At 49.7% G+C, this 19770-nt stretch carries 17 protein-coding genes and 2 pseudogenes; 11 read left to right on the top strand and 8 right to left on the bottom strand.

The window, feature by feature from the left end; all coding sequences use genetic code 11:
• Positions 1-84: 84 nt before the first annotated feature.
• On the bottom strand, positions 85-969 hold the full coding sequence (locus tag HVE01_RS16180) for a LysR family transcriptional regulator (RefSeq protein ID WP_146945110.1): 885 nt from the start codon (positions 967-969) through the stop codon (positions 85-87).
• Positions 970-1026: 57 nt separating this feature from the next.
• On the opposite strand from HVE01_RS16180, the gene HVE01_RS16175 reads away from it, so the two are divergent.
• Positions 1027-1806 (top strand): sulfite exporter TauE/SafE family protein, encoded by a 780-nt coding sequence (locus HVE01_RS16175; RefSeq protein WP_198350428.1) that lies wholly within the window; start codon positions 1027-1029, stop codon positions 1804-1806.
• 11 nt (positions 1807-1817) lie between these two features.
• Here the strand turns inward: HVE01_RS16175 and HVE01_RS16170 are convergent, their stop codons facing one another.
• Complete coding sequence (locus HVE01_RS16170; protein ID WP_125746988.1) at positions 1818-2117, bottom strand: winged helix-turn-helix domain-containing protein; 300 nt, start codon at positions 2115-2117, stop codon at positions 1818-1820.
• A 76-nt stretch (positions 2118-2193) separates the two neighbouring features.
• Between HVE01_RS16170 and HVE01_RS16165 the strand changes: the two genes are divergently transcribed.
• Together HVE01_RS16165 and tyrS are read left to right on the top strand one after the other, a co-directional pair.
• Positions 2194-3036, top strand: coding sequence for a helix-turn-helix transcriptional regulator (locus HVE01_RS16165; protein ID WP_198350429.1), 843 nt, complete (start codon positions 2194-2196; stop codon positions 3034-3036).
• A 117-nt stretch (positions 3037-3153) separates the two neighbouring features.
• Positions 3154-4422, top strand: a complete 1269-nt coding sequence (gene tyrS / locus HVE01_RS16160) for a tyrosine--tRNA ligase (protein ID WP_146945109.1) — start codon at positions 3154-3156, stop codon at positions 4420-4422.
• Here tyrS and HVE01_RS16155 read toward each other — a convergent pair.
• The 5 genes and pseudogenes from HVE01_RS16155 to HVE01_RS16135 all read right to left on the bottom strand — a co-directional run.
• Positions 4419-5258: pseudogene (locus HVE01_RS16155) on the bottom strand (PA0069 family radical SAM protein); the annotation flags it as partial. The gene tyrS and the pseudogene HVE01_RS16155 sit on opposite strands and share 4 nt — an antisense overlap.
• A gap of 210 nt (positions 5259-5468) precedes the next feature.
• Positions 5469-6356, bottom strand: coding sequence for a restriction endonuclease (locus tag HVE01_RS16150; RefSeq protein ID WP_146945108.1), 888 nt, complete (start codon positions 6354-6356; stop codon positions 5469-5471).
• Between the two features lie 98 nt (positions 6357-6454).
• Positions 6455-6712, bottom strand: a pseudogene (locus HVE01_RS16145) (PA0069 family radical SAM protein); the annotation flags it as partial.
• Positions 6713-6780: 68 nt separating this feature from the next.
• Complete coding sequence (locus tag HVE01_RS16140) at positions 6781-8418, bottom strand: methyl-accepting chemotaxis protein (protein WP_125746994.1); 1638 nt, start codon at positions 8416-8418, stop codon at positions 6781-6783.
• Positions 8419-8539: 121 nt separating this feature from the next.
• Positions 8540-9994, bottom strand: a complete 1455-nt coding sequence (locus HVE01_RS16135) for a uracil-xanthine permease family protein (RefSeq protein ID WP_146945107.1) — start codon at positions 9992-9994, stop codon at positions 8540-8542.
• Between the two features lie 517 nt (positions 9995-10511).
• Between HVE01_RS16135 and uraH the strand changes: the two genes are divergently transcribed.
• The 8 genes from uraH to HVE01_RS16095 all read left to right on the top strand — a co-directional run bounded on the left by uraH (position 10512) and on the right by HVE01_RS16095 (position 19505).
• A complete protein-coding gene (uraH, locus tag HVE01_RS16130; protein WP_125746999.1) occupies positions 10512-10874 on the top strand; it encodes a hydroxyisourate hydrolase in 363 nt (120 codons plus the stop codon).
• Between the two features lie 92 nt (positions 10875-10966).
• Positions 10967-12166 carry a urate hydroxylase PuuD gene (locus HVE01_RS16125; protein ID WP_125747001.1) on the top strand — a complete coding sequence of 400 codons (1200 nt, stop codon included), beginning with the start codon at positions 10967-10969 and terminating at the stop codon, positions 12164-12166.
• 190 nt (positions 12167-12356) lie between these two features.
• Positions 12357-13154 carry an IclR family transcriptional regulator gene (locus HVE01_RS16120; protein ID WP_038483184.1) on the top strand — a complete coding sequence of 266 codons (798 nt, stop codon included), beginning with the start codon at positions 12357-12359 and terminating at the stop codon, positions 13152-13154.
• Positions 13155-13505: 351 nt separating this feature from the next.
• A complete protein-coding gene (gcl, locus tag HVE01_RS16115) occupies positions 13506-15293 on the top strand; it encodes a glyoxylate carboligase (protein WP_146945106.1) in 1788 nt (595 codons plus the stop codon).
• 68 nt (positions 15294-15361) lie between these two features.
• Entirely contained in the window at positions 15362-16138 is a 777-nt protein-coding gene (gene hyi, locus HVE01_RS16110) for a hydroxypyruvate isomerase (protein WP_125747005.1), read from the top strand.
• Between the two features lie 146 nt (positions 16139-16284).
• Positions 16285-17169 carry a 2-hydroxy-3-oxopropionate reductase gene (locus HVE01_RS16105; protein ID WP_146945105.1) on the top strand — a complete coding sequence of 295 codons (885 nt, stop codon included), beginning with the start codon at positions 16285-16287 and terminating at the stop codon, positions 17167-17169.
• Positions 17170-17327: 158 nt separating this feature from the next.
• Positions 17328-18650, top strand: coding sequence for a glycerate kinase type-2 family protein (locus HVE01_RS16100; protein ID WP_146945104.1), 1323 nt, complete (start codon positions 17328-17330; stop codon positions 18648-18650).
• 123 nt (positions 18651-18773) lie between these two features.
• Positions 18774-19505, top strand: coding sequence for a GntR family transcriptional regulator (locus tag HVE01_RS16095; RefSeq protein ID WP_146945103.1), 732 nt, complete (start codon positions 18774-18776; stop codon positions 19503-19505).
• A gap of 140 nt (positions 19506-19645) precedes the next feature.
• Here HVE01_RS16095 and HVE01_RS16090 read toward each other — a convergent pair.
• On the bottom strand, positions 19646-19770 hold a 125-nt coding region (locus HVE01_RS16090), incomplete at its 5' end, for a 2-oxo acid dehydrogenase subunit E2 (RefSeq protein ID WP_146945102.1).

Raw genomic sequence — 19770 nt, 5'->3', positions numbered from 1 at the left:
TGGCAGTAAGCTCGCTCAGCGTGCCGCTTAATGCTGAGTGATTAGGATAGCCCAAACGGCGGGCGGGCAGTTCTCGTTCAGTGCTTAGGGAAGCCGTAAATGAGTAAACAGGCTTTGCATAGCCGGTGACAGTGATGCTTCATCGCGATAGCACAAGCACAGTTGCCGTTTGGCCCACGGGTCGTTTAGGTTTACAGCGCTAAGGTCGTAACGCCGTAGCCATTGTTGCGCAATGCCTTTAGGAATAATGGCGATGCCTACTTGGTGGGCTACTAAGTTGCACAGCTCACCAAACCCTTTCATGCGTATCCGTAGGGTTAATGAAGCCCCAAGCTGGCGAGCCTGCTCTTCGATTTGAGTTTGCAAGGCACTTTCCTCGCTCAATCCAACCATTGGCAGCCCGACAACTTCGTGAAAACTAATCCATGATTGGCTAGATAGTGGATGCTCCTTGGCCACCACAACGACTAAATGGTCAGGCGCCAGAATGTCGCGTTTTAAGCCCTCTGCGTTAGCCACATCGGTGATGATTCCCCCCTCAATAATGCCGGCTTGGATTGACTGAATGATCGCTAGACTGGTTCGCTCCTTAACGTCCATATGCAGCGAAGGGTGGGCCTGTAACCAGGGCGCGAGCTTGCCAGGTAAAAACGAGGCAAGTGCAGCCGTATTGGCATGCAGTCTTAGCGTTCCTGACAGCCCCTCAGCAAATGCCTTAAGCTCACCACGCATTTTTTTATGCTGCAGTAACATTTGCCGAGCGTGGTGGGCTAGGGCTTCTCCGGCCTCTGTTGGCATGACACCGCGAGGATGGCGTTCAAGCAGTTTGATTTCAACATCGGCCTCAATACGGCGCAGGCGTTCACTGGCAGAACCCAAGGCTAGGTGAGCATTCATGGCCCCTTGAGTGATGCTACCTGCTTCAACAATGCACAGAAAAAGATGAAGGTCTGATAAATCCAAGCGCATAAAAGCTCCTATTGCACCCTAAGGCTGAGCCGAAGCCTGAGAGGAAAATACCTGATTGTGGCGGGGCTCCCGCCGCGCTTCAATGTCGCCATGACAAACGATATTGCTACGCTAATTTGGTTGTTGGGCGCATTCCTGCTGGCAGGCTTGGTCAAAGGGGTAACCGGAATGGGGTTGCCTACCGTTGCTATGGCTCTGCTGGGGGCACTTTACTCACCCGTTGTTGCCGCTGCGTTATTGATAGTTCCTTCATTAATTACCAATGTCTGGCAGTTCTTGAAGGGCGGTTATCGCTGGCACGTGCTAAGCCGCTTTTCCAGCATGATGCTTGGTATTCCCGTGGGGGCCTTTTTGGGGGCGCCGCTATTGAGCCAGCTAGATGCAGACTGGGCAGCGTTTAGTCTGGGGAGCGCCTTAATGCTCTATTCCATATACTCTTTTTGGGCACCTGCTATTAATATTTTGCCCAAACATGAGTCCTGGTTGTCACCCATTATCGGCCTTTTGACCGGATGGATTACAGGCGCAACAGGTGTGTTTGTACTTCCTGCTGTGCCTTATTTGCAAGCGCTTGGGATAGCCAGGAACGAACTGATCCAAGCATTGGGACTCTCGTTTACGGTTTCTACCCTGGCGCTACTCAGCAGCCTAGCGCTGCAACACTCTTTGGAAACCGTGCACCTGGCACTTTCGCTGTACGCGGTACTGCCTGCATTAGCCGGTATGTGGTTGGGGGGCTTGATTAGAAGCCGTATATCGACAGGGCAGTTTCGTGGTTGGTTTTTGCTAACCTTGTCGCTGCTGGCCGTAGACCTGATGTCACGTCCCTTTCGCTAAGTACTTGTGCGTCAGCAATAGCCAAGTGCCACCTTTAGCCGTTCCGCATGAGCAGCAACCCAGCTAGGATCTATCGCCCCCCAGTCACGTATCTGGTAGTGGCCAATATTATGCCGCTCACCTTCGCCTTTCTCGAATACGCACTCGATATCCAGCTCCGCAAGTGAGGCGATAGTATCCTGCGCGGTACGCCGAGGCATACCGGTGGCCTCGATTAACGCTGGTACGCTTGCGACGCCATGGTCAATTAAATGCGCGACATACAAGCGGCGGTAAAAACTTGATTTGGTCTTGCTCAAAGCAACAGTCATGCATTGTCCTGTGGGAAATCAAAAGTGTTGTAGAATAATGCAAGCAGCATAACGTAACTTTAAGGTTTATAGAGTCATGGTTAACGATAACGTGATGCATCGTAACGTGGCTGCATCTTCGAGTGAGCTTAGTAAAGCACTTGCTAATGCTATCAGTGCACTGCGCACTACCCAATTTACGTCCGCTTTTATCAAGCTGCTAAATCGGTTAGTCGCCTTCGACTGCGCTGTAATTATCGGTTACCGGCCCGGTAAGCATCCTATTTATTTATTCGATTCTTTGCATCAGCAGCGAGAGCTTCTGTTCCAGCGCTACTTAATGGATGCCTACCAGGATGACCCGTTTTTGTTACTGCTTGCCCAGCACCAACAAGAGGGAGTGTTTACACCAAAAGATACTCGCTCATTTAGTGACAAAAATGCCTATTACCAACAAGATTTTTACCAGCAAACAGGCTGGCGAGATGAATTGTGTATAACGTTGCGCCTAAGTGAAGCCCGTTGGATTGTCGTATATCTGGGAAAGCTAGAGGGTCACGCTGTACAGCAGGCGCGCTTTGCTGACGTCGAGCTTAATCAGATAGCTGGCTACCTGAGCGTACTTTCTGCGCTTTGCCAGCAGCACTGGAATACTCCTTTCCACTTGGCTAGTGCGACAGTGAATTGTGATATCGCGGCAATGCTGCGCCAATCTGTTGGTAGCTTTGGGAAAACGCTATTAACAGTAAGGGAGCAACAGGTTGCTGCATTGTTGGTACAGGGAATGGATAGCCAGGAAATTGCTGAATACTTAGCCATCGGCCACGGTACGGTAAAGAATCACCGTAAACGCATTTATGCCCAGTTGGGCGTTGTCTCACTGAGTGAGCTATTCAGCCTGTTTCTAAATCATGTTGTAGCGGCGTCGGCTAGGCCCTGATCGCTGCGGGGCAATGCCTTTGTCTCTATTGTCGCTATTTATCCCTATCGGGATATCGTTCTTTACCGAGGTGCGCCTTAGCCTAATGCTATTAATTAACTGCAAAAGGGCAGCATCATGGACGCGACGGCATTATTGCAGGACCTGCAGCAACGTGGGCTGATTGCGCAGTCAACGCATGAACAGCAGGCGCTTAACGAGCTACTCAGTACCCCGCAAACCATCTATTGTGGCTTCGACCCGACAGCGGGCAGTCTACACATTGGGCATCTAGTGCCACTTTTGATGCTTAAGCGCTTTCAAGATGCTGGGCATCATGGTGTTGCCTTGGTTGGCGGTGCGACAGGCATGATTGGTGACCCTAGTTTCAAAGCCACCGAGCGATCGCTCAACTCTGCTGACACTGTTAAAGGCTGGGGGAAGTCGCTAAAAGAGCAGATCTACTGGCTGATGGCTGCGCACTTAGAGGCGCCATTTAAGGTAGTCAATAATGCAGATTGGATGAACGAAATTAATGTGATTGAGTTCTTCCGTGATGTGGGCAAGCACTTCTCCGTAAATGCTATGGTTAATCGGGAATCGGTCAAGCAGCGGCTAGAGCGCCCCGATCAGGGAATGTCGTTCACCGAGTTTAGCTACGCACTACTGCAATCCTACGACTTTGCCTATTTAAACCGCACGCTGCGTTGCACTATACAGATTGGCGGTAACGATCAGTGGGGCAATATTGTCAGCGGTATTGATTTAACCCGCCGTCTTAATGGTGAGCAGGTCATGGGGATGACGCTGCCCCTTATTACCAAGTCAGACGGTGCTAAGTTTGGCAAAACCGAAAGTGGCACTGTATGGCTCGATCCAGAGCAAACGTCGCCCTATAACTTCTACCAGTTTTGGCTAAACACGGATGATAGCGATGTCTACCGGTTTTTACGCTACTACACCTTTATTAGCTGCAATGAGATTGACGAGATTGAAGCCAATGATCGAGCCGTGGCAGGTAAGCCCCAGGCACAAAAGGTACTGGCGGAAACTGTCACGCGTTTCGTGCATGGAAGTGAAGGGCTAAAGACTGCACAGCGTATTTCCCAAGCGCTCTTCAGCGGCAACGTAGCTACGCTAACGCAGCATGAACTTGAACAACTAGCGTTAGATGGTTTGCCATGTATTCAGGTATCGCCAGAAGAGTCGTTAGACAGCGTACTGGTTAAAGGTGGTTTAGTTGGCTCTAAACGCCAAGCCCGTGAGCTGATTGAGCAGGGGGCAGTACGTCTCAACGGCGAACGGGCCGTGCAATCCCGCTTGGAGGAAAGCTTCGCGTTATTTGATACCTATTGGGTCGTACAAAAAGGCAAAAAGCACTTCTGTCTGTTTAAGCGCGCACGCTAATAGAATAAATCTCCTTGCGCCCGTGGTGGTCTAAAGTCGTGGGTGTTCAGGCCCTGTTCGGTGCGTGGCTGCATGTTCCACTTGCGGCTGGCGCGATTAAAGCGTTGGGCAATCAAGTCGGCAAAGACGCCTTCACCACGGAAGCGTTTACCAAATTGTGCATCGTAGTGTTGGCCGCTTCGGCATTGGCGAATCAGGCTCATTACCTTAGTGGCTCGCTCCGGGTAGTGGGCTTGTAGCCATGCTTCAAACATCGGTGCGACTTCATGGGGTAGGCGCAGCAGCATCCACGTTGCTGTGCGCGCGCCTGCACGGCTGGCTGCTTCTAGAATACGTTCAATTTCGTGATCAGTAAGGCCAGGAATAATCGGTGAGACCAGCGTACTCACTGGAATGCCTGCGGTGTTGAGCTCGCGGATCACTTTTAAGCGCGCCTGAGGCGAGGCCGCCCGGGGTTCCAAGGTACGCTTTAGATTGGCATCCAGACTTGTCAGGCTAACAAACACCCGTACTAAGCGATGCTCGGCCATTGCTGCGAGCAGGTCTAAATCCCGCAGTATTAGCGTACTTTTAGTCACCAGGGTGACCGGGTGCCTGCATGCTAGTAGCAGCTCTAATAAACGACGAGTTGTTTGGTATTTTGCTTCCAATGGCTGGTAACAGTCGGTGTTGCCGGAAAGGTTGATAGGACGACAGACATAATGGGGATGGCTAAGCTCGTCTGTTAAGTGCTCAACTAAGCCTGTGCGGGCGATTAATTTAGTTTCAAAATCGAGCCCCGGTGACAAATCCCAGTAGGCGTGGGAAGGGCGAGCGTAGCAGTAAATGCAGCCGTGTTACTCTAAAAGACACAACGTCTTTTGAGGCTGGTCAGATGCCACGGAAATGCTACCCCTACATTCGTTTCTCATCGAAAAAGCAGGAGCTTGGCACCTCATACGCACCGGATCACCATCTGATACAGAATCCGAGCTATGCAAAGTAGTGAGTATCGCCATAAACCATGCAATACACAAAAGTCATGTATTGCATGGTCTTTTAGACTTTTAGCTAAGAAAATCCATCAGCTCTCCATCTGAAAATAATCTAACACCAGTTGCATCAGCCAATTCACCTGCCGAGTTAGTAAATCCAGAGTTAGAAATCACAAAGGCCAAATCCGCACCATAGTATTTTTTAGCAGAAAACGCTTCTTGAACGGCGCTATTCCCAACCTTCGCAGCATGATATTTTGTTTGAACGACAATCGTCATTTGAGATTTTGATAGCAGAATATCTGCACCTTGGTCGCCAGATGCCTTGGTTAGTGTGGCATGCCAAGCCGTATCGGCATTAATTTGGCTGGCAAGTTTCGCCTCATATTCTGCCCCAGACATATCAATATCTGACGGAACAAAATCAGCTCTCTTGAACTCAATGAAAAAATCTAAGGTTTTTAATGTTGCACGAACAACATCGTCCTTATTCATTGCATTCCAGGCAAAGTGATTCATCCGAGCTGTATCGAAATGTTCGAAGACATCATCACCTACGCTGTCAAGCAAACCAGCGGTAAACGGTTCGATTTTCTCTTTATAATATTTGCCAAGGTAGTTTAACCAATCCTTGTGAACAGTGTCGCCAAACTCATCCTTGCGTATCGCCCTATCCTTTTTTGTCAAAAGAATTGGAAGATGTTCTTCAAATTTTGGAGAAATGGTTTTCAGAAATACGGAGTGTATTCCAACATGCTTCAAAAAATCATCTTCCAGTTGCATCAGCGATAAGACCATATCGTCAGCAGAGAAATCTGCGCCTCTACAAAATCCAAATGTCCAAGCCGCAGAATTAAATTCTTGAATTTTGTTTATAACATGCATTCTCGGCCCAAAGCTCGACATAGGTATCGAACCGCCCATGACAAGCCTTTCAAGCTCTTTCTGCATTTCAGACATTTTCGTTCCTTGATGGTGGTCAGTAAATTACACAATGATCCTCAGTCATCTATACGAAAGCAAGAGGTTGAGCTTCGCAAAATGGCCTTGTGTCTTATAGCGTGACATAGGCAGCCATGCTCGCAGCCGCGAAATGGATTGAGTGAGCGGTCAAAGGGTAAATCTGGTGAACGGTTCCAGGAAAGCGCGCTTTTGCTGGGTTCCTCGCGTACCTCCGTTGCAAGCGAAGTAGAGGCCTCCTCATGCCACCAGCCATCATCCTCTACCACGCTGCAGGTTGGTGCGAAGCGGTTATGCGGATCGTAGGTCGCACCGCGCCCTTTATATACAGTAGTGCTGGAAGGGGAATAAGCCATTAGTTGCCACCTCTGCACGGACTAGAATTGCCATATATGTTTTTATATACAGTATATGGCGTTTAGCTCTAGGTGCAAGGTACAGCTTGGTGAGTTAGCGAAACCAACTGGGCACCTGATTGGGTGTTTGCAGCGCTGGCGTTGAGTTTAAACCTAAGCACAACCTCGGTTAACCGTTCAGCTTCATGCTCTAACTGAGTGGCGGAGGTGCTGGCTTGCTCCACCATGGCGGCATTCTGCTGAGTCGTCTGCTCCATTTCGCTAATAGCACTATTGACTTCGTTGATGCCAACACGTTGCTCCTCGCTAGCGACTGCGATCTCATCCATTAAAGTGGTAACACGCTTAACGGATTCCATAATGGCGACCATTGACTCACTGGCTAAATCCGCGTGTTGAGTACCTGATTCTATCTGGCTTACTGACGTTGCAATCAGTTGACGAATATCCGCTGCGGCATCCGCGCTGCGTGTTGCCAGCAAGCGAACCTCACTGGCGACCACGGCAAACCCTCGACCATGTTCACCTGCTCGGGCTGCTTCAACGGATGCATTGAGCGCCAAAATATTGGTCTGAAAGGCGATTGAGTCAATTAAGCCAATAATGTCGGTAATCTGTTGCGAGCTATGACGTATCTCATGCATTTTACTCACCACATGAGTCACGACATCGCCACCTTGCTGTGCATTATGCGCAGCTTCTTGAGCAACGCGGCTAGCTTGCGCTGCGTTATTACTGTTACGTTCCATAGTGGCCGTCATTTCTTCAATACTGGAGGCAGTTTGTGTTAATGAAGCGGACTGACGCTCGGTTCGCGAGGCGAGATCTTGGTTGCCCAACGCAATTTCTCGTGCGCCTGCAAAAACCTCTTCACTGCTATGACGCACGGTTGCCACCGTTTCCAACAAATCTTTTTGCATGTTGCGTAGCGAGTTGAAGAGAATGCCGATTTCATTTCGGCCATGCACCTCAATTTCTCTAGAAAGATCACCTTTAGCAATATATTGAAAGTGCTCGTTGATGCGCTGCGTTGGGCGAATTAAGTTGACGCTCACGCCCCAGTAGACAATGGCAGTAATGATTAACGCGATGATGAATACACTGACAATAGCGGAATTAGCTAAGTTGACCACTGAAGAGAAGTTATCCAAGCGCTGATTACCTTCGTCTTCTACCGTATGAAAAAAATTAACCGCATCTTGATAAAATGTGTCATAGGCAGCATGGGTGCTATTGCGCAGGCGTTGGTAGTCAGCAGTGTTCCCTTGATAAAGCGAATCAAGTTGAGGAAGTAGCTGGTGACTCATCATGTTATTGAAGCTACTCTCTATTTCACGAACGAAGTGCTCATGAGACGGGTTGAATGGTAAAGCAAGAAATTCAGTGAACACATTGTCTGCGTTTTCAAGCAAATGACGCATTTCATCCGCTCGTTGGCGTCTTTCAACGGCAGTAAGAGAAGGGGGTGCCTCTAGCAGCTCTTCGTACAGACGGCCCATTTGTAAACGTACATTTTGTAGCGACGAATTGGTTCTGTTCAGTGTCGATTGTTGATTGACGTTAACGTTGGTAAATTGCTCGATACTTTCCTGGCTATGATTGACCGCGTAGAGGCCAGTGCCACTCAGCAGCAGCAGTAATGTCAGAAAAGCGCATAAAACGAGTGACCAGCTCATTCTCATTGTTAGATTGTTTAAGCGGTGCATGTGTCACTCCAATCGTCTCATTATTATGTTCTGCATAGAGAAATAGAACTGCCGGGCTAACGGCAGTTCTAAAGCGTCGTGCATGTTTTAAATGATGCTTTTATTGCTAATTAATAAATCATTATTCGGCATGAACGCTACGTTGACTAAGGTTATCGCCTTGGTTATGGGCTTCGTCCTTAGTGTCTTTATCTTCGTTAGCAATTTTTTCTCTCTCTTTAGCCTCATCGGTAAGAGATTTTTTGGGTAGGACGATATTCAGCGTGAAAGCTGTAATAGCGGCTACAACAATGGGGGCACCACCTATCAAGTCTCTTAATACTGCAGGAAACTGCTCAATAGCGGATGGCTCAGCAGCGATACCCAGGCTAAGTGCTAGAGCAAGGCCGACGATGGTCATATTACGTGCGGACATCTCATCTTTAACCAGTAACTGGATGCCAGTCATGGTAATCATGCCAAACACAGTAATTGTTGCACCACCTAAAACGGGGTAAGGAATCGTCGTGATTATTGCGCCGAATTTCGGACTGAGACCCGCCAGAATCATAAAAATACCTGCCAGTGCCAGCACGTATCGGCTAATTACCTTGGTCATGGCTACGATGCCAACATTCTGGCTGAACGTGGAGGTGGGCAGGGCACCGAAGAAAGAGCTGACGGTAGTGGTTAAACCATTGCCGAGCAGGCCACCGGTAAGTTCTTTTGTTTTTAGCTCACGGTTCATGCCGCCAACGGTTGTGGCAGATAAATCCCCAATAGTTTGCACGGAGTTGATAACACAAATAACCACCATTGAAGCAATGGCCGCGGTGTGAAACTCCATCTCAAACGGCATTAGTTTAGGAACGGCTACCCAGGATGCATTGGCGACGTTGTCGAAACTAACCAAGCCCAGCGATAGGGAGAGTAAATAGCCCACCACAATACCGACAATAATGGCTGAGAGCTTAATCACTCCTTTACCAAATTGGGCAGCAATTAAGACAGTGAGCAACGTAACGACAGCGACCATCCAATTGATTGGGTCACCAAAATTGGCCGCATTGACGTTTCCACTGCCTGCCATATAACGGATAGCGATGTCATATAGCGACAGACCGATCACCAACACCACGGTTCCTGCCACGACAGGGGGGAACAAGTGGCGAATGTATTGGATGAAATAACCCACCACGACCATAGTCATACCGCCAATCAACTGGGCGCCGAGTATGCCTTCAATTCCATATTGAGCGCCAACTGCTACAAGCGTTGGTACGTAGGCAAAGCCGACGCCAAAAATGGCAGGTAAGCGCGCTCCGAACTTCCACACGCCATATAGATGAAACACAGTGCAAACACCTGATGCCAGCACAGCAATCTGAATAAGCAGAAGCTTTTCTTCAACGCTCGCGCCGACGACCCCAGCAACGATAATAGGAGGAGTTATCACGCCAGCAATCATGGCGAGTAGGTGCTGAAGAGAAAGTGGCAGTACCTTTAGGAATTTAGGTTTTCCATAAAAATCAAAGAGGGAGGTGCTCTTTCCATCTATTCGCGTTCGCTCTTCAGACGAGGATGTGGCGTCACTCATGAAGGACTCTCCTTTGTTGTTGTATTCAATGATTTGAAATTATTGTTCATTTTTAAAGTTAATACTGTACACAAAAAATCTGCTGAAAATAAATAATTTCGCCCTGTTTATGCTCATCTATTTGGCTAATAGCGCTTCTTGCTGCGACAAATAGCATGATGTTTGCACAGCGACGCCTATCAATTTTCTTGTTCAAGTTTTTGATTTTTAATTTATTTTTGGGACCTGCCACCAGGGCTAGGCTTGTGCTTAGATGCCTGGTCGTCGCCTAGGCAAGAAAATTTGAACAGCTAGAGTTGCGTCAAAATTGTGGTGCTCGATGAGGTGCATAGCGCTGCCAAATAAAAATGTATACAAAAATACTTTGAAATGTGTCGATTTTTTATATAGAAATGTAGTCATTGGGTTTTGAGCTGTGGCGTGTCTCATCCGCTGTTGAGCTGCTGATGGTTAGCAATACATAGGAAAAAGACATAGTAGTGGCTCTAATTACATTAATAAAATATTGGAGAAACCAATGGGTTACGTAACAACTCATGTTCTGGATACTGCGCAAGGATGCCCAGGCGAGGGGGTCAAAATTGATCTGTACCGTGTCGTTAACGGTGAGCGCAGCTTCCTCAAAACGGTAACCACCAATGATGATGGCCGCTGTGACCATCCCATATTAGATGGCGACGAGCTACAAGAAGGGGAGTACGAGTTGACGTTTCATGCAGGCGACTACTTCGCCAGTCAGGCTGGTCGAGTTGCCAATAATAACGGGCCTGCGTTCTTAAATGTGATACCGCTTCGCTTCGGGGTCAATGACGCCACACAGCACTATCACGTGCCATTGCTGCTATCGCCCTATGCCTACTCAACGTATCGCGGCAGCTAAAGAGGCTTAACCAATCGTCCTACTAAAAATAGCCCTGATAAAAAACATAATGCTGCCGACTAACAATAAACAAATGAGGCGAGGAAGCCGATATGCTGTCCTACTTAATTGATTTTTCTAACTTTATGCTTCGCTGGCTACACGTTATTGCCGCGATTGCCTGGATTGGTGAGTCTATCTACTTTGTTATGCTAGATAATGGCTTGAAATCCCCCAAAGATGAAAATTGCCGTAAAAAAGGCGTATTTGGTGAAATGTGGGCCGTGCATGGCGGCGGTTTCTACCATAATCAGAAATATGCTACCAGCCCGGAAAAGCTGCCTGATGACCTCCACTGGTCTTTCTGGAAGGCTTATACCACTTGGTTGTCTGGCTTCGCTCTATTCATCATTTTGTACATGTTTAATCCTGGCTTTTACTTGGTTAACCCCAATAGTAGCTGGGAGTGGGCTGCCAATATGACCGGCTGGCAGGCCAACGTTTTAGCGCTGACCTTCTTGTTGCTGGGGTGGGTGGTCTATAACGAAATGTGTAAACGCATCAGCCCCAACATGGAGCGCGATGGCCTATTAAGTATTGGTGTTGCGATCATGATGGTAGTCGTCGCGTATCTGAGTACTCACATGTTCTCAGGTCGTGCCGCATTTCTATTGACCGGGGCTGTTATGGCAACAGCGATGTCTGCCAACGTGTTCTTCTGGATCATTCCTGGGCAGCGCCGCATTGTTAAGGCAATGAAAGCTGGCGAAACGCCAAATCCGTTAGACGGCAAACGTGGTAAGCAACGCTCGGTACACAATACGTACTTTACGTTACCCGTTGTCTTATTAATGATCAGTAACCACTACTCCTTTGCATACTCTCACGCTTATGCATGGGTCATCATGGCATTGCTGATTTTTGCGGGTGCCTTAATTCGTCAGTATTTCGTGTTGATGCATGCTGGCAAAATACGGCCTGGTTACCCTGCCGCAGGCGTTGCCTTGATTATGGTGGCGTTTTGGATAGGGATGCCAGCTAACCAGCAAGCTAATGCTAGTGCAGAGAGTGGTCCAGATATTACTGATGTGCAGGCGGTTGTTGAGCAGCGCTGCGTTGCGTGCCATTCCCAAACGCCAACACAACCTGGTTTTTCTGCTCCTCCTGCGGGCTTTGCCTACGATAACCTTGAGCAAATTTTGCATCACAAAGAGAGCATTCAGCAGGTCGTAGCCAGTGGATACATGCCTCTCGGCAACATGACCAGTATGACAGATGAAGAGCGCGCCTTGATTGGAGAGTGGTCTGAGTAACTAGCTCGCTCGTTGTGAGGTCAGTAGCTAGCACTTTCTAGCGCTCTAGCGGTGTTAGCTACTGTATTAGCTGAGTTCCTTAACGCATGCTTTAAATCATGAATGGCAATCGGCCAGTAGTAGGTTTGTGCAGGCGTTGGGGGTTTTACGTTATCTCGATAATACAAATAACGAAGTGAGTTAACCCGCCATGAGTGATAAGGAAAAAAAGCATTTAATTCCCGCGCTTGAAAGAGGGCTGACGATTTTAATGGAACTCAATCGTCATCATCGTGAAATGAGTTTTGCTGAGATCGTCAAACGCGTTGGCTATCCCCAGTCGACGTCATATCGCGCAGTACAGACCTTAGAGCATATGGGGTTTCTGCGCCATCACCCGGTCACTGGGCTGTATTCGCTGGGTGTTAACGTGCTAAAGCTGGGCTTTGAATATGTGGCCTCATTAGATGTTGTTCAGGTAGGCCACCCCGTCATTGAGTCGCTATGCGAGCAAACCGGCTGCTCAAGCCATATTGCGGTTCGCGATGGAAGGGATGCCGTTTATGTGGCACGTGTGGGCGCCACTAACGCCACAATTCGTCGCGTTAGCGTTGGAACAAGAATTCCACTGCACTGCACGTCACTAGGGCGACTACTGCTGACAGACCTATCAAAAGAGGAATTTGAATCGCTCTATCCTGACGATCAACTGCTTAATAAAGAGCTTGGCGCCCCCATTCGGCGGGATGTGCTGTGGGATCTAGTTCAGGAAGACCGTCAGCGTGGTTATGTCATTGCCGACTCTTACTATCACTTTGGAATTTCGTCGATTGCCTACCCGCTCTACAACCATGATGGGGTAGTGGAGGGCGTCGTTAGTATCATGGTGCCGGTACATGAGTTTGCCGAAGATGAGCGAGCCAAGTTGCAAACGCTGGTGCAAGAAGCCGCGAGAACAATCTCCGATATGCTCGGGCACGATCAAGTCCTTGCGAAACGCGATGGCTAGATGTTGCAGATGGCAATAGCGCTCTGCACGCGGGGGTAAATCTACACAATGTCTACCAAGGTATGGACTGGATGCAAAAGCACCGGTCCCGTTGGCATGCCTGTTTTACCACTGCTAGGCGTGTTTCGTTAGTCACTCGTGTGCTCCCATGTGCGTGTTTTTACTTAATTTAATTCATGTTAGGCATTTGATTTTAAATGCTTTTTGTTGATTCTGATGAATTTAGTGGAAATATTTTCCATTAAATATTGACAGTGTGCCGGATGGCGCATACTTTGAATATTGTCTCGTATACAAAATTAAATACAAAAATGAATACTAAGTGTATTCACTCTTCGAGGAGAAGTTGTGATGGCTAAAATGACAGCTGCAGAAGCCGCCATTCACGTCCTGAAAAATGAAGGTGTTGATGTTGCCTTTGGCGTGCCAGGTGCTGCGATCAACCCTTTCTACGCTGCGATGCGTAAAGTAGGGGGCGTAGATCACGTGTTAGCACGCCACGTGGAAGGCGCCTCACACATGGCGGAAGGGTATACCCGCACAACCGCTGGCAACATTGGTGTGTGTATCGGTACTTCTGGCCCCGCAGGCACGGATATGATTACGGGTCTGTATTCAGCCAGTGCTGATTCAATTCCGATTCTATGTATCACTGGCCAAGCACCTCGCTCCAAGATGCATAAAGAAGACTTCCAGGCCGTCGATATTCAGACGATTGCTGGTCCGGTGACCAAGTGGTCCGTCACGGTGATGGAACCTGCACAGGTACCGCGCGCGTTCCAGAAAGCCTTCCAGCTTATGCGTTCTAGCCGTCCAGGGCCGGTATTGATCGATCTTCCCATCGATGTACAGATGAGCGAGATCGAGTTTGACCCAGACACCTATGAATCACTTCCGGCTTATAAACCCTCAGCAACCCGTGCCCAAATTGAAAAGGCACTGACGCTGCTCAACGAAGCCGATAAGCCGCTGATCGTGGCCGGTGGCGGTATCATCAATGCCGATGCTGCTGAGCAATTAGTTGAATTTGCTGAGCTAACCGGCGTGCCGGTGATCCCGACGCTAATGGGCTGGGGAACGATCCCTGATGACCACCCATTGATGGCAGGCATGGTGGGGCTGCAAACGTCGCACCGGTACGGCAATGCGACCATGTTGGCCTCTGACTTTGTCATGGGGATTGGTAATCGTTGGGCAAACCGACACACTGGCAATGTTGAAACGTATACAAAAGATAGAAAGTTTGTTCATGTTGATATCGAGCCTACGCAAATAGGTCGTATTTTTGGACCTGACTACGGCATCGTTTCTGACGCAAAGCTTGCCCTGGACCTGTTTATCGACGTCGCGCGTGAAATGAAGGCCAGCGGACAGCTTAAAAACCGTAGTGCCTGGGCCGAAGAGTGTCAGGAGCGTAAGCGCACGCTACTGCGCAAAACGCACTTCGATAATGTGCCGGTGAAACCGCAGCGTGTTTACGAAGAAATGAACAAGGTTTTTGGCAAAAATGCGCGCTATATCAGCACCATCGGTTTGTCGCAGATTGCCGGCGCTCAGTTCCTGCATGTGTACAAGCCTCGTCACTGGATTAACTGTGGTCAAGCTGGGCCACTAGGCTGGACAGTGCCTGCTGCACTGGGTGTTTGCCGTGCCGATCCTGATGCTGAAGTGGTTGCGCTGTCAGGCGATTACGACTTCCAGTTCATGGTCGAAGAGCTGGCGGTTGGGGCACAGTTTAACTTGCCGTATATCCACGTGCTGGTGAACAACTCTTATCTCGGTTTGATTCGCCAGGCCCAGCGTGGCTTCGATATGGATTATTGTGTCCAGCTGTCGTTCAAAAACATCAACTACACCGACGAAGAAGCGGCGCTCGCTGAGTACGGCGTAGATCACGTGTCGGTTGCTGAAGGCCTTGGCTGTAAAGCGCTGCGTGTCACTACACCCGATGAGATTGCGCCTGCGTTAGAAAAAGCGCGTGAGCTAATGCGCCAATACCGTGTGCCGGTCGTAGTGGAAATCATTCTAGAGCGGGTTACCAATATCTCGATGGGCACTGACCTTGATGGGGTTAATGAGTTCGAAGCGTTAGCTGAAAACCTAACCGATGCACCGAGCTCTATCGCCAGCCTGACGTAAGGCACCAAGGTGCTTCCAGGCAAGTCGCTGAAGTCGTTATTAAGACGCTAAAACGTTAGGAGAACACTATGGCTAAGTTTGCCGCGAATCTCAGTATGCTGTTCACTGAAGTCGATTTTCTTGATCGCTTTGAGGCTGCCGCAAAGGCGGGCTTTAAAGGGGTTGAGTACCTTTTTCCCTATGACTATGCGGCAGCTGACATCAAGCAGCGCTTGGATGCGAATGGCCTAACCCAAGTACTGCACAACTTACCTGCGGGAGATTGGGGAGCTGGTGAGCGAGGCATTGCTTGTCACCCCGACCGGGTAGAAGAGTTTCGTGCCGGTGTGGATAAAGCGATCGACTATGCCACTACGCTTGAGTGCAAGCAGGTGAACTGCCTTGCGGGTATTCAGCCTGAGGGCGTTAGTGATGCGGAGGCTCACCGTACTTTGGTTGAGAACCTTCGCTACGCTGCCGAAAAGCTCAAAGCAGCCGGTATTTTGCTGCTTGCAGAGCCTATTAACACCCGTGATATTCCAGGCTTTTTCCTTAATCGCACCGAGCAGGCGTTGGCACTTTTTGACGAAGTCGGCAGCGATAACTTAAAGCTCCAGTATGACATCTACCACATGCAAATCATGGAGGGTGATCTTGCGCCCACTATTGAAAAGCATTTTGCACGTATCGCTCACGTGCAGTTGGCGGACAACCCGGGGCGCCATGAGCCAGGAACGGGTGAGATCAATTATCCCTTCTTATTTAGCCACCTGCAGCAGCTTGGCTATGACGGCTGGATCGGCTGCGAGTACAAGCCCAAGACCACGACGGTAGAAGGTTTAGGTTGGTTAGATAAAACGCGTTAACCCCGTATGACTTAAATCAGGCAAGTGAATGCTTGGTTGTTAAGGGCCGGTCGTTAAAGGCCGGTCGTTAAGGGCGCTAATTCACGAAATTTAAATCATTTAGAAACAATAGGTTGGTTTCTAAAAGACGCGAATGGAGAACAATTATGAGTAAGATTGGTTTTATTGGCTTAGGCATTATGGGTCGTCCTATGGCGGGGCACCTGCTCGACGCTGGTCACTCGTTGGTGACTGTTAAACGCGGTACTTTGGATGCTGCGCTTGCCGAAAAAGGCATGAGTGAAGTCGCTTCACCCAAAGCGGTGGCTGAGGCATCTGACGTCATTATCACCATGGTGCCCGACACGCCCGATGTCGAAAGCGTGTTATTTGGTGAGGGTGGCGTGATTGAAGGCCTGAAGCCCGGCACCCTAGTGATTGATATGAGCTCCATTGCTCCAATGCAGACCCAGGCATTTGCCAAGCGCATTACCGATGCGGGCGGAGAGTTTGTCGATGCGCCGGTTTCTGGTGGTGAAGGTGGTGCAATTAACGCTGCACTTACCATCATGGTGGGCGCAACAACGGAAGGGTTTGAGCGCGCCAAGCCATATCTGGACGTTGTTGGGAAGACGATTACCCACATCGGCGGTCATGGTGCAGGTCAGACGTGTAAAGTGGCCAACCAGATTGTGGTGGCGCTAACCATTGAAGCGGTGGCAGAAGGGTTGTTATTTGCCTCTAAAGCGGGTGCTGATGTCGCTAAAGTGCGTGAATCACTGATGGGCGGTTTAGCTCAATCGAAAATCCTTGATGTTCATGGCGAGCGCATGATCAAGCGCACCTTTGAGCCTGGATTCCGCGTTCGTCTGCACCAGAAAGATCTCAACTTGGCGTTAGAAGGTGCCAGGACGTTAAATCTGTCATTGCCAGGCACCGCCAATGCACAGCAGTTGTTCCAAGCATGTGTCGCCAACGGGGGCCAGGATTGGGATCACGCGGGTATTGTGCGCGCTTTAGAGAAGCTGGCAGACCATGAGGTAGGCCAATAACGCGCCTTTGTCAGGCAGGCCAGCGCCTGTTGGCCTGCCATTAAGCTCTTTTTTAAGCATTAAGTTCTTTTTACTAAGCTTTCCAAGCGCTGTGTTTTTGTTCTTTTCTAAGCTCCTTTCTGAGCCCTTTTCCTGATCCCTGCCCGAGGAGTCTTTTGATGAATTCCCTTGTTCGCCTGGCGCCTTTTACCAGTGAAGAGGCGACCCGCCAGTGGCTGATTCAACTGGCCGAAACGGCCATTGCTGCGGTACATCCTGATAGCTTATTAACTGCCCAGTTGCCTGAAAAACCGCCAGGCCGAACTGTCGTTGTGGGCGCGGGTAAGGCCGCCGCCTCCATGGCGCGTGCATTAGAGTTGGCGTGGGAAAAACGCGCTCGTGAGTCAGGCGAAGAGGTCGACTTAACAGGCGTAGTAGTGACCCGTTATCAGCATGGGGCAGCCTGTCGCTATATCGATGTACTGGAAGCCTCTCATCCAATGCCTGATGCGCTGGGTGAGCAAGCCGCTAAGCGCATGCTTGATGAAGTAAAAGGCCTGGGTGAAGACGATCAAGTGATCGCACTTATCTCCGGCGGCGGCTCCGCGTTAATGACCCTGCCGGCGGACGGCATTTCGTTAGCAGATAAACAGGCTCTGAATAAGGCGCTGCTTTGCTGCGGTGCACCGATCCGTGAAATCAACACCGTAAGACGCCATTTGTCTGCAATTAAAGGCGGGCGGTTGGCCACTGCAGCGCATCCTGCTCAAGTGGTGACACTACTTATTTCGGATGTTCCTGGTGACGTGCCTTCCTTAATTGCCTCAGGCCCGACGCTGCCGGATAACACAACGTCGTTAGATGCATTGGCAATTTTAAACCGCCATGAGATTGAGGTGCCTGAGCATGTGCAGCGCCATTTAATGGCCGATCATCGTGCGCCTCAGACCTGGAACCAAGGATTTGCACGGGACAAATCGACTATCCTAGCCCGCGCGCGCGACGCACTGAAGGCCGCCCAGCTCAGTGCCGAAGAGAGTGGCCTAGAGGTAAGAGTGTTAGGTGATGATCTTGAGGGAGAAGCGAGAGATTTAGGTATTGCCCAAGGACGTATGGCGTGCAAGTTGCAATCTGAAATTACTCGTCCGCTGCTGGTACTGTCAGGTGGCGAAACCAGCGTTACCGTGCGTGGTAATGGTCGAGGAGGGCGCAACGTTGAGTACCTGCTGGGGCTTTTTGATACGCTAAAAGGGTGTGATGGCATTTATGCGATTGCGATTGATACCGATGGAATTGATGGCTCTGAAGATAACGCAGGCGCGTTAATTGGGCCTGAATGCTGGCAGCGGGCGAAGGCATTAACGCTTTCTGCACAGGATTATCTTGCTCGTAACGACGCGTACAGTTTCTTTGACGCTTTAGATGACCTTGTGGTGACGGGGCCAACCCGAACCAATGTTAACGATTTCCGGGCGATTCTTATTCTACCCAACCCGTCGTAAGGCTGTGGTTGTGCCCGAATATCGACCCGATTACCCGTTAAGACATTGTTTTGCGTGGTTCTGAGTGGTTGTCTGAGGGGTAAACATGATAAGTTTCGTCGAGGTTCATTAGAGAGTTAAGCCATGACCCTCGGCTGGCACAAGAAAGGTTTTACCAAAACGAAAGAAGGCCGCGTTAGCGATCAAGATATTGTTGAACACATCCGGTCTGCGGTACTGATGCAGCGACTGGCACCGAATACAAAACTGCCTGAAGTCACCATCGGCGATGTATTTGGAGTCAGCCGTTCAGTGGTGCGTAAAGCGTTAACACGGCTTGATGCAGAACATGTTATCGACCAACGACCAAATCAGGTCGCCCGCGTCAGAGCGCCTTCGATTGACGAAACGCGAGAGACGTTTTCCGCGCGTAGGTTAGTGGAAGGTGAGATTGTCTCGCTGTTGGCGGGTAAGCTGGATGTGGTGACTTACAAAGCGTTAGAGAAGCAGGTCGCCCTCGAAAAGCAGGCTTTTGAAAACAGTGACGAACCGTCACGCATCGAACACTCCCTCAATATTCATCATCTCCTTGCCCAGCATGCCCCGAATCGTATTTTGGGCGCGATGCTGACCGATCTCGTCTTGCGAACGTCAATTGTCATTGCTCTTTATAAGCGTCCAGGCTTGTCTTCTTGCTACTTGGAAGGCGACCATGCCAACTTGCTTGGGCACTTGGCGAGTGGTGATGCGCAGGCGGCTAAGCAGGCGATATACACGCATCTTAATAGCTTAGAGTCTTTGCTGGTGCTGTCGTCTCAAGAGCCGGAAAACGACGATTTGATGACTATTCTAGGCGGTAAATCCGTTAGGGCGTGATTCGCTAGCACTAGGTTTTCGTTAGCCCCGGGTTTTCGCTAATTACAGTTTTTCGCTAACAATAGATTTCAATGCCTCAAACAGATGTCTCAAAAAAGCGGCGCCCTACTGGGCGCCGCTGGTGGCTTACGCTGAGACGATTACAGCAGCAATCGACGTATATCCGTCAGCACATCGGTCAGGAAGGCCGTAAAGCGGGCGGCATCCGCACCATTAATTGCCCGGTGATCGTAGGAGAGCGAGAGCGGCATCATTAAGCGCGGTT

It is taken from the genome of Vreelandella venusta (genome assembly GCF_007989605.1).
Taxonomy (GTDB): domain Bacteria; phylum Pseudomonadota; class Gammaproteobacteria; order Pseudomonadales; family Halomonadaceae; genus Vreelandella; species Vreelandella venusta.
Note: the sequence above shows the minus strand (reverse complement) of the source record. Positions and strands in the feature narration are given on the sequence as shown.

What these genes read in the sequence shown, in the direction of transcription:
- HVE01_RS16180 (WP_146945110.1), bottom strand. Translation starts at nt 969, where the DNA reads ATGCGCTTGGATTTATCAGACCTTCATCTTTTTCTGTGCATTGTTGAA.
- HVE01_RS16170 (WP_125746988.1), bottom strand. Translation starts at nt 2,117, where the DNA reads ATGACTGTTGCTTTGAGCAAGACCAAATCAAGTTTTTACCGCCGCTTG.
- HVE01_RS16165 (WP_198350429.1), top strand. Translation starts at nt 2,194, where the DNA reads ATGGTTAACGATAACGTGATGCATCGTAACGTGGCTGCATCTTCGAGT.
- tyrS (WP_146945109.1), top strand. Translation starts at nt 3,154, where the DNA reads ATGGACGCGACGGCATTATTGCAGGACCTGCAGCAACGTGGGCTGATT.
- HVE01_RS16150 (WP_146945108.1), bottom strand. Translation starts at nt 6,356, where the DNA reads ATGTCTGAAATGCAGAAAGAGCTTGAAAGGCTTGTCATGGGCGGTTCG.
- HVE01_RS16140 (WP_125746994.1), bottom strand. Translation starts at nt 8,418, where the DNA reads ATGCACCGCTTAAACAATCTAACAATGAGAATGAGCTGGTCACTCGTT.
- HVE01_RS16135 (WP_146945107.1), bottom strand. Translation starts at nt 9,994, where the DNA reads ATGAGTGACGCCACATCCTCGTCTGAAGAGCGAACGCGAATAGATGGA.
- uraH (WP_125746999.1), top strand. Translation starts at nt 10,512, where the DNA reads ATGGGTTACGTAACAACTCATGTTCTGGATACTGCGCAAGGATGCCCA.
- HVE01_RS16125 (WP_125747001.1), top strand. Translation starts at nt 10,967, where the DNA reads ATGCTGTCCTACTTAATTGATTTTTCTAACTTTATGCTTCGCTGGCTA.
- HVE01_RS16120 (WP_038483184.1), top strand. Translation starts at nt 12,357, where the DNA reads ATGAGTGATAAGGAAAAAAAGCATTTAATTCCCGCGCTTGAAAGAGGG.
- gcl (WP_146945106.1), top strand. Translation starts at nt 13,506, where the DNA reads ATGGCTAAAATGACAGCTGCAGAAGCCGCCATTCACGTCCTGAAAAAT.
- hyi (WP_125747005.1), top strand. Translation starts at nt 15,362, where the DNA reads ATGGCTAAGTTTGCCGCGAATCTCAGTATGCTGTTCACTGAAGTCGAT.
- HVE01_RS16105 (WP_146945105.1), top strand. Translation starts at nt 16,285, where the DNA reads ATGAGTAAGATTGGTTTTATTGGCTTAGGCATTATGGGTCGTCCTATG.
- HVE01_RS16100 (WP_146945104.1), top strand. Translation starts at nt 17,328, where the DNA reads ATGAATTCCCTTGTTCGCCTGGCGCCTTTTACCAGTGAAGAGGCGACC.
- HVE01_RS16095 (WP_146945103.1), top strand. Translation starts at nt 18,774, where the DNA reads ATGACCCTCGGCTGGCACAAGAAAGGTTTTACCAAAACGAAAGAAGGC.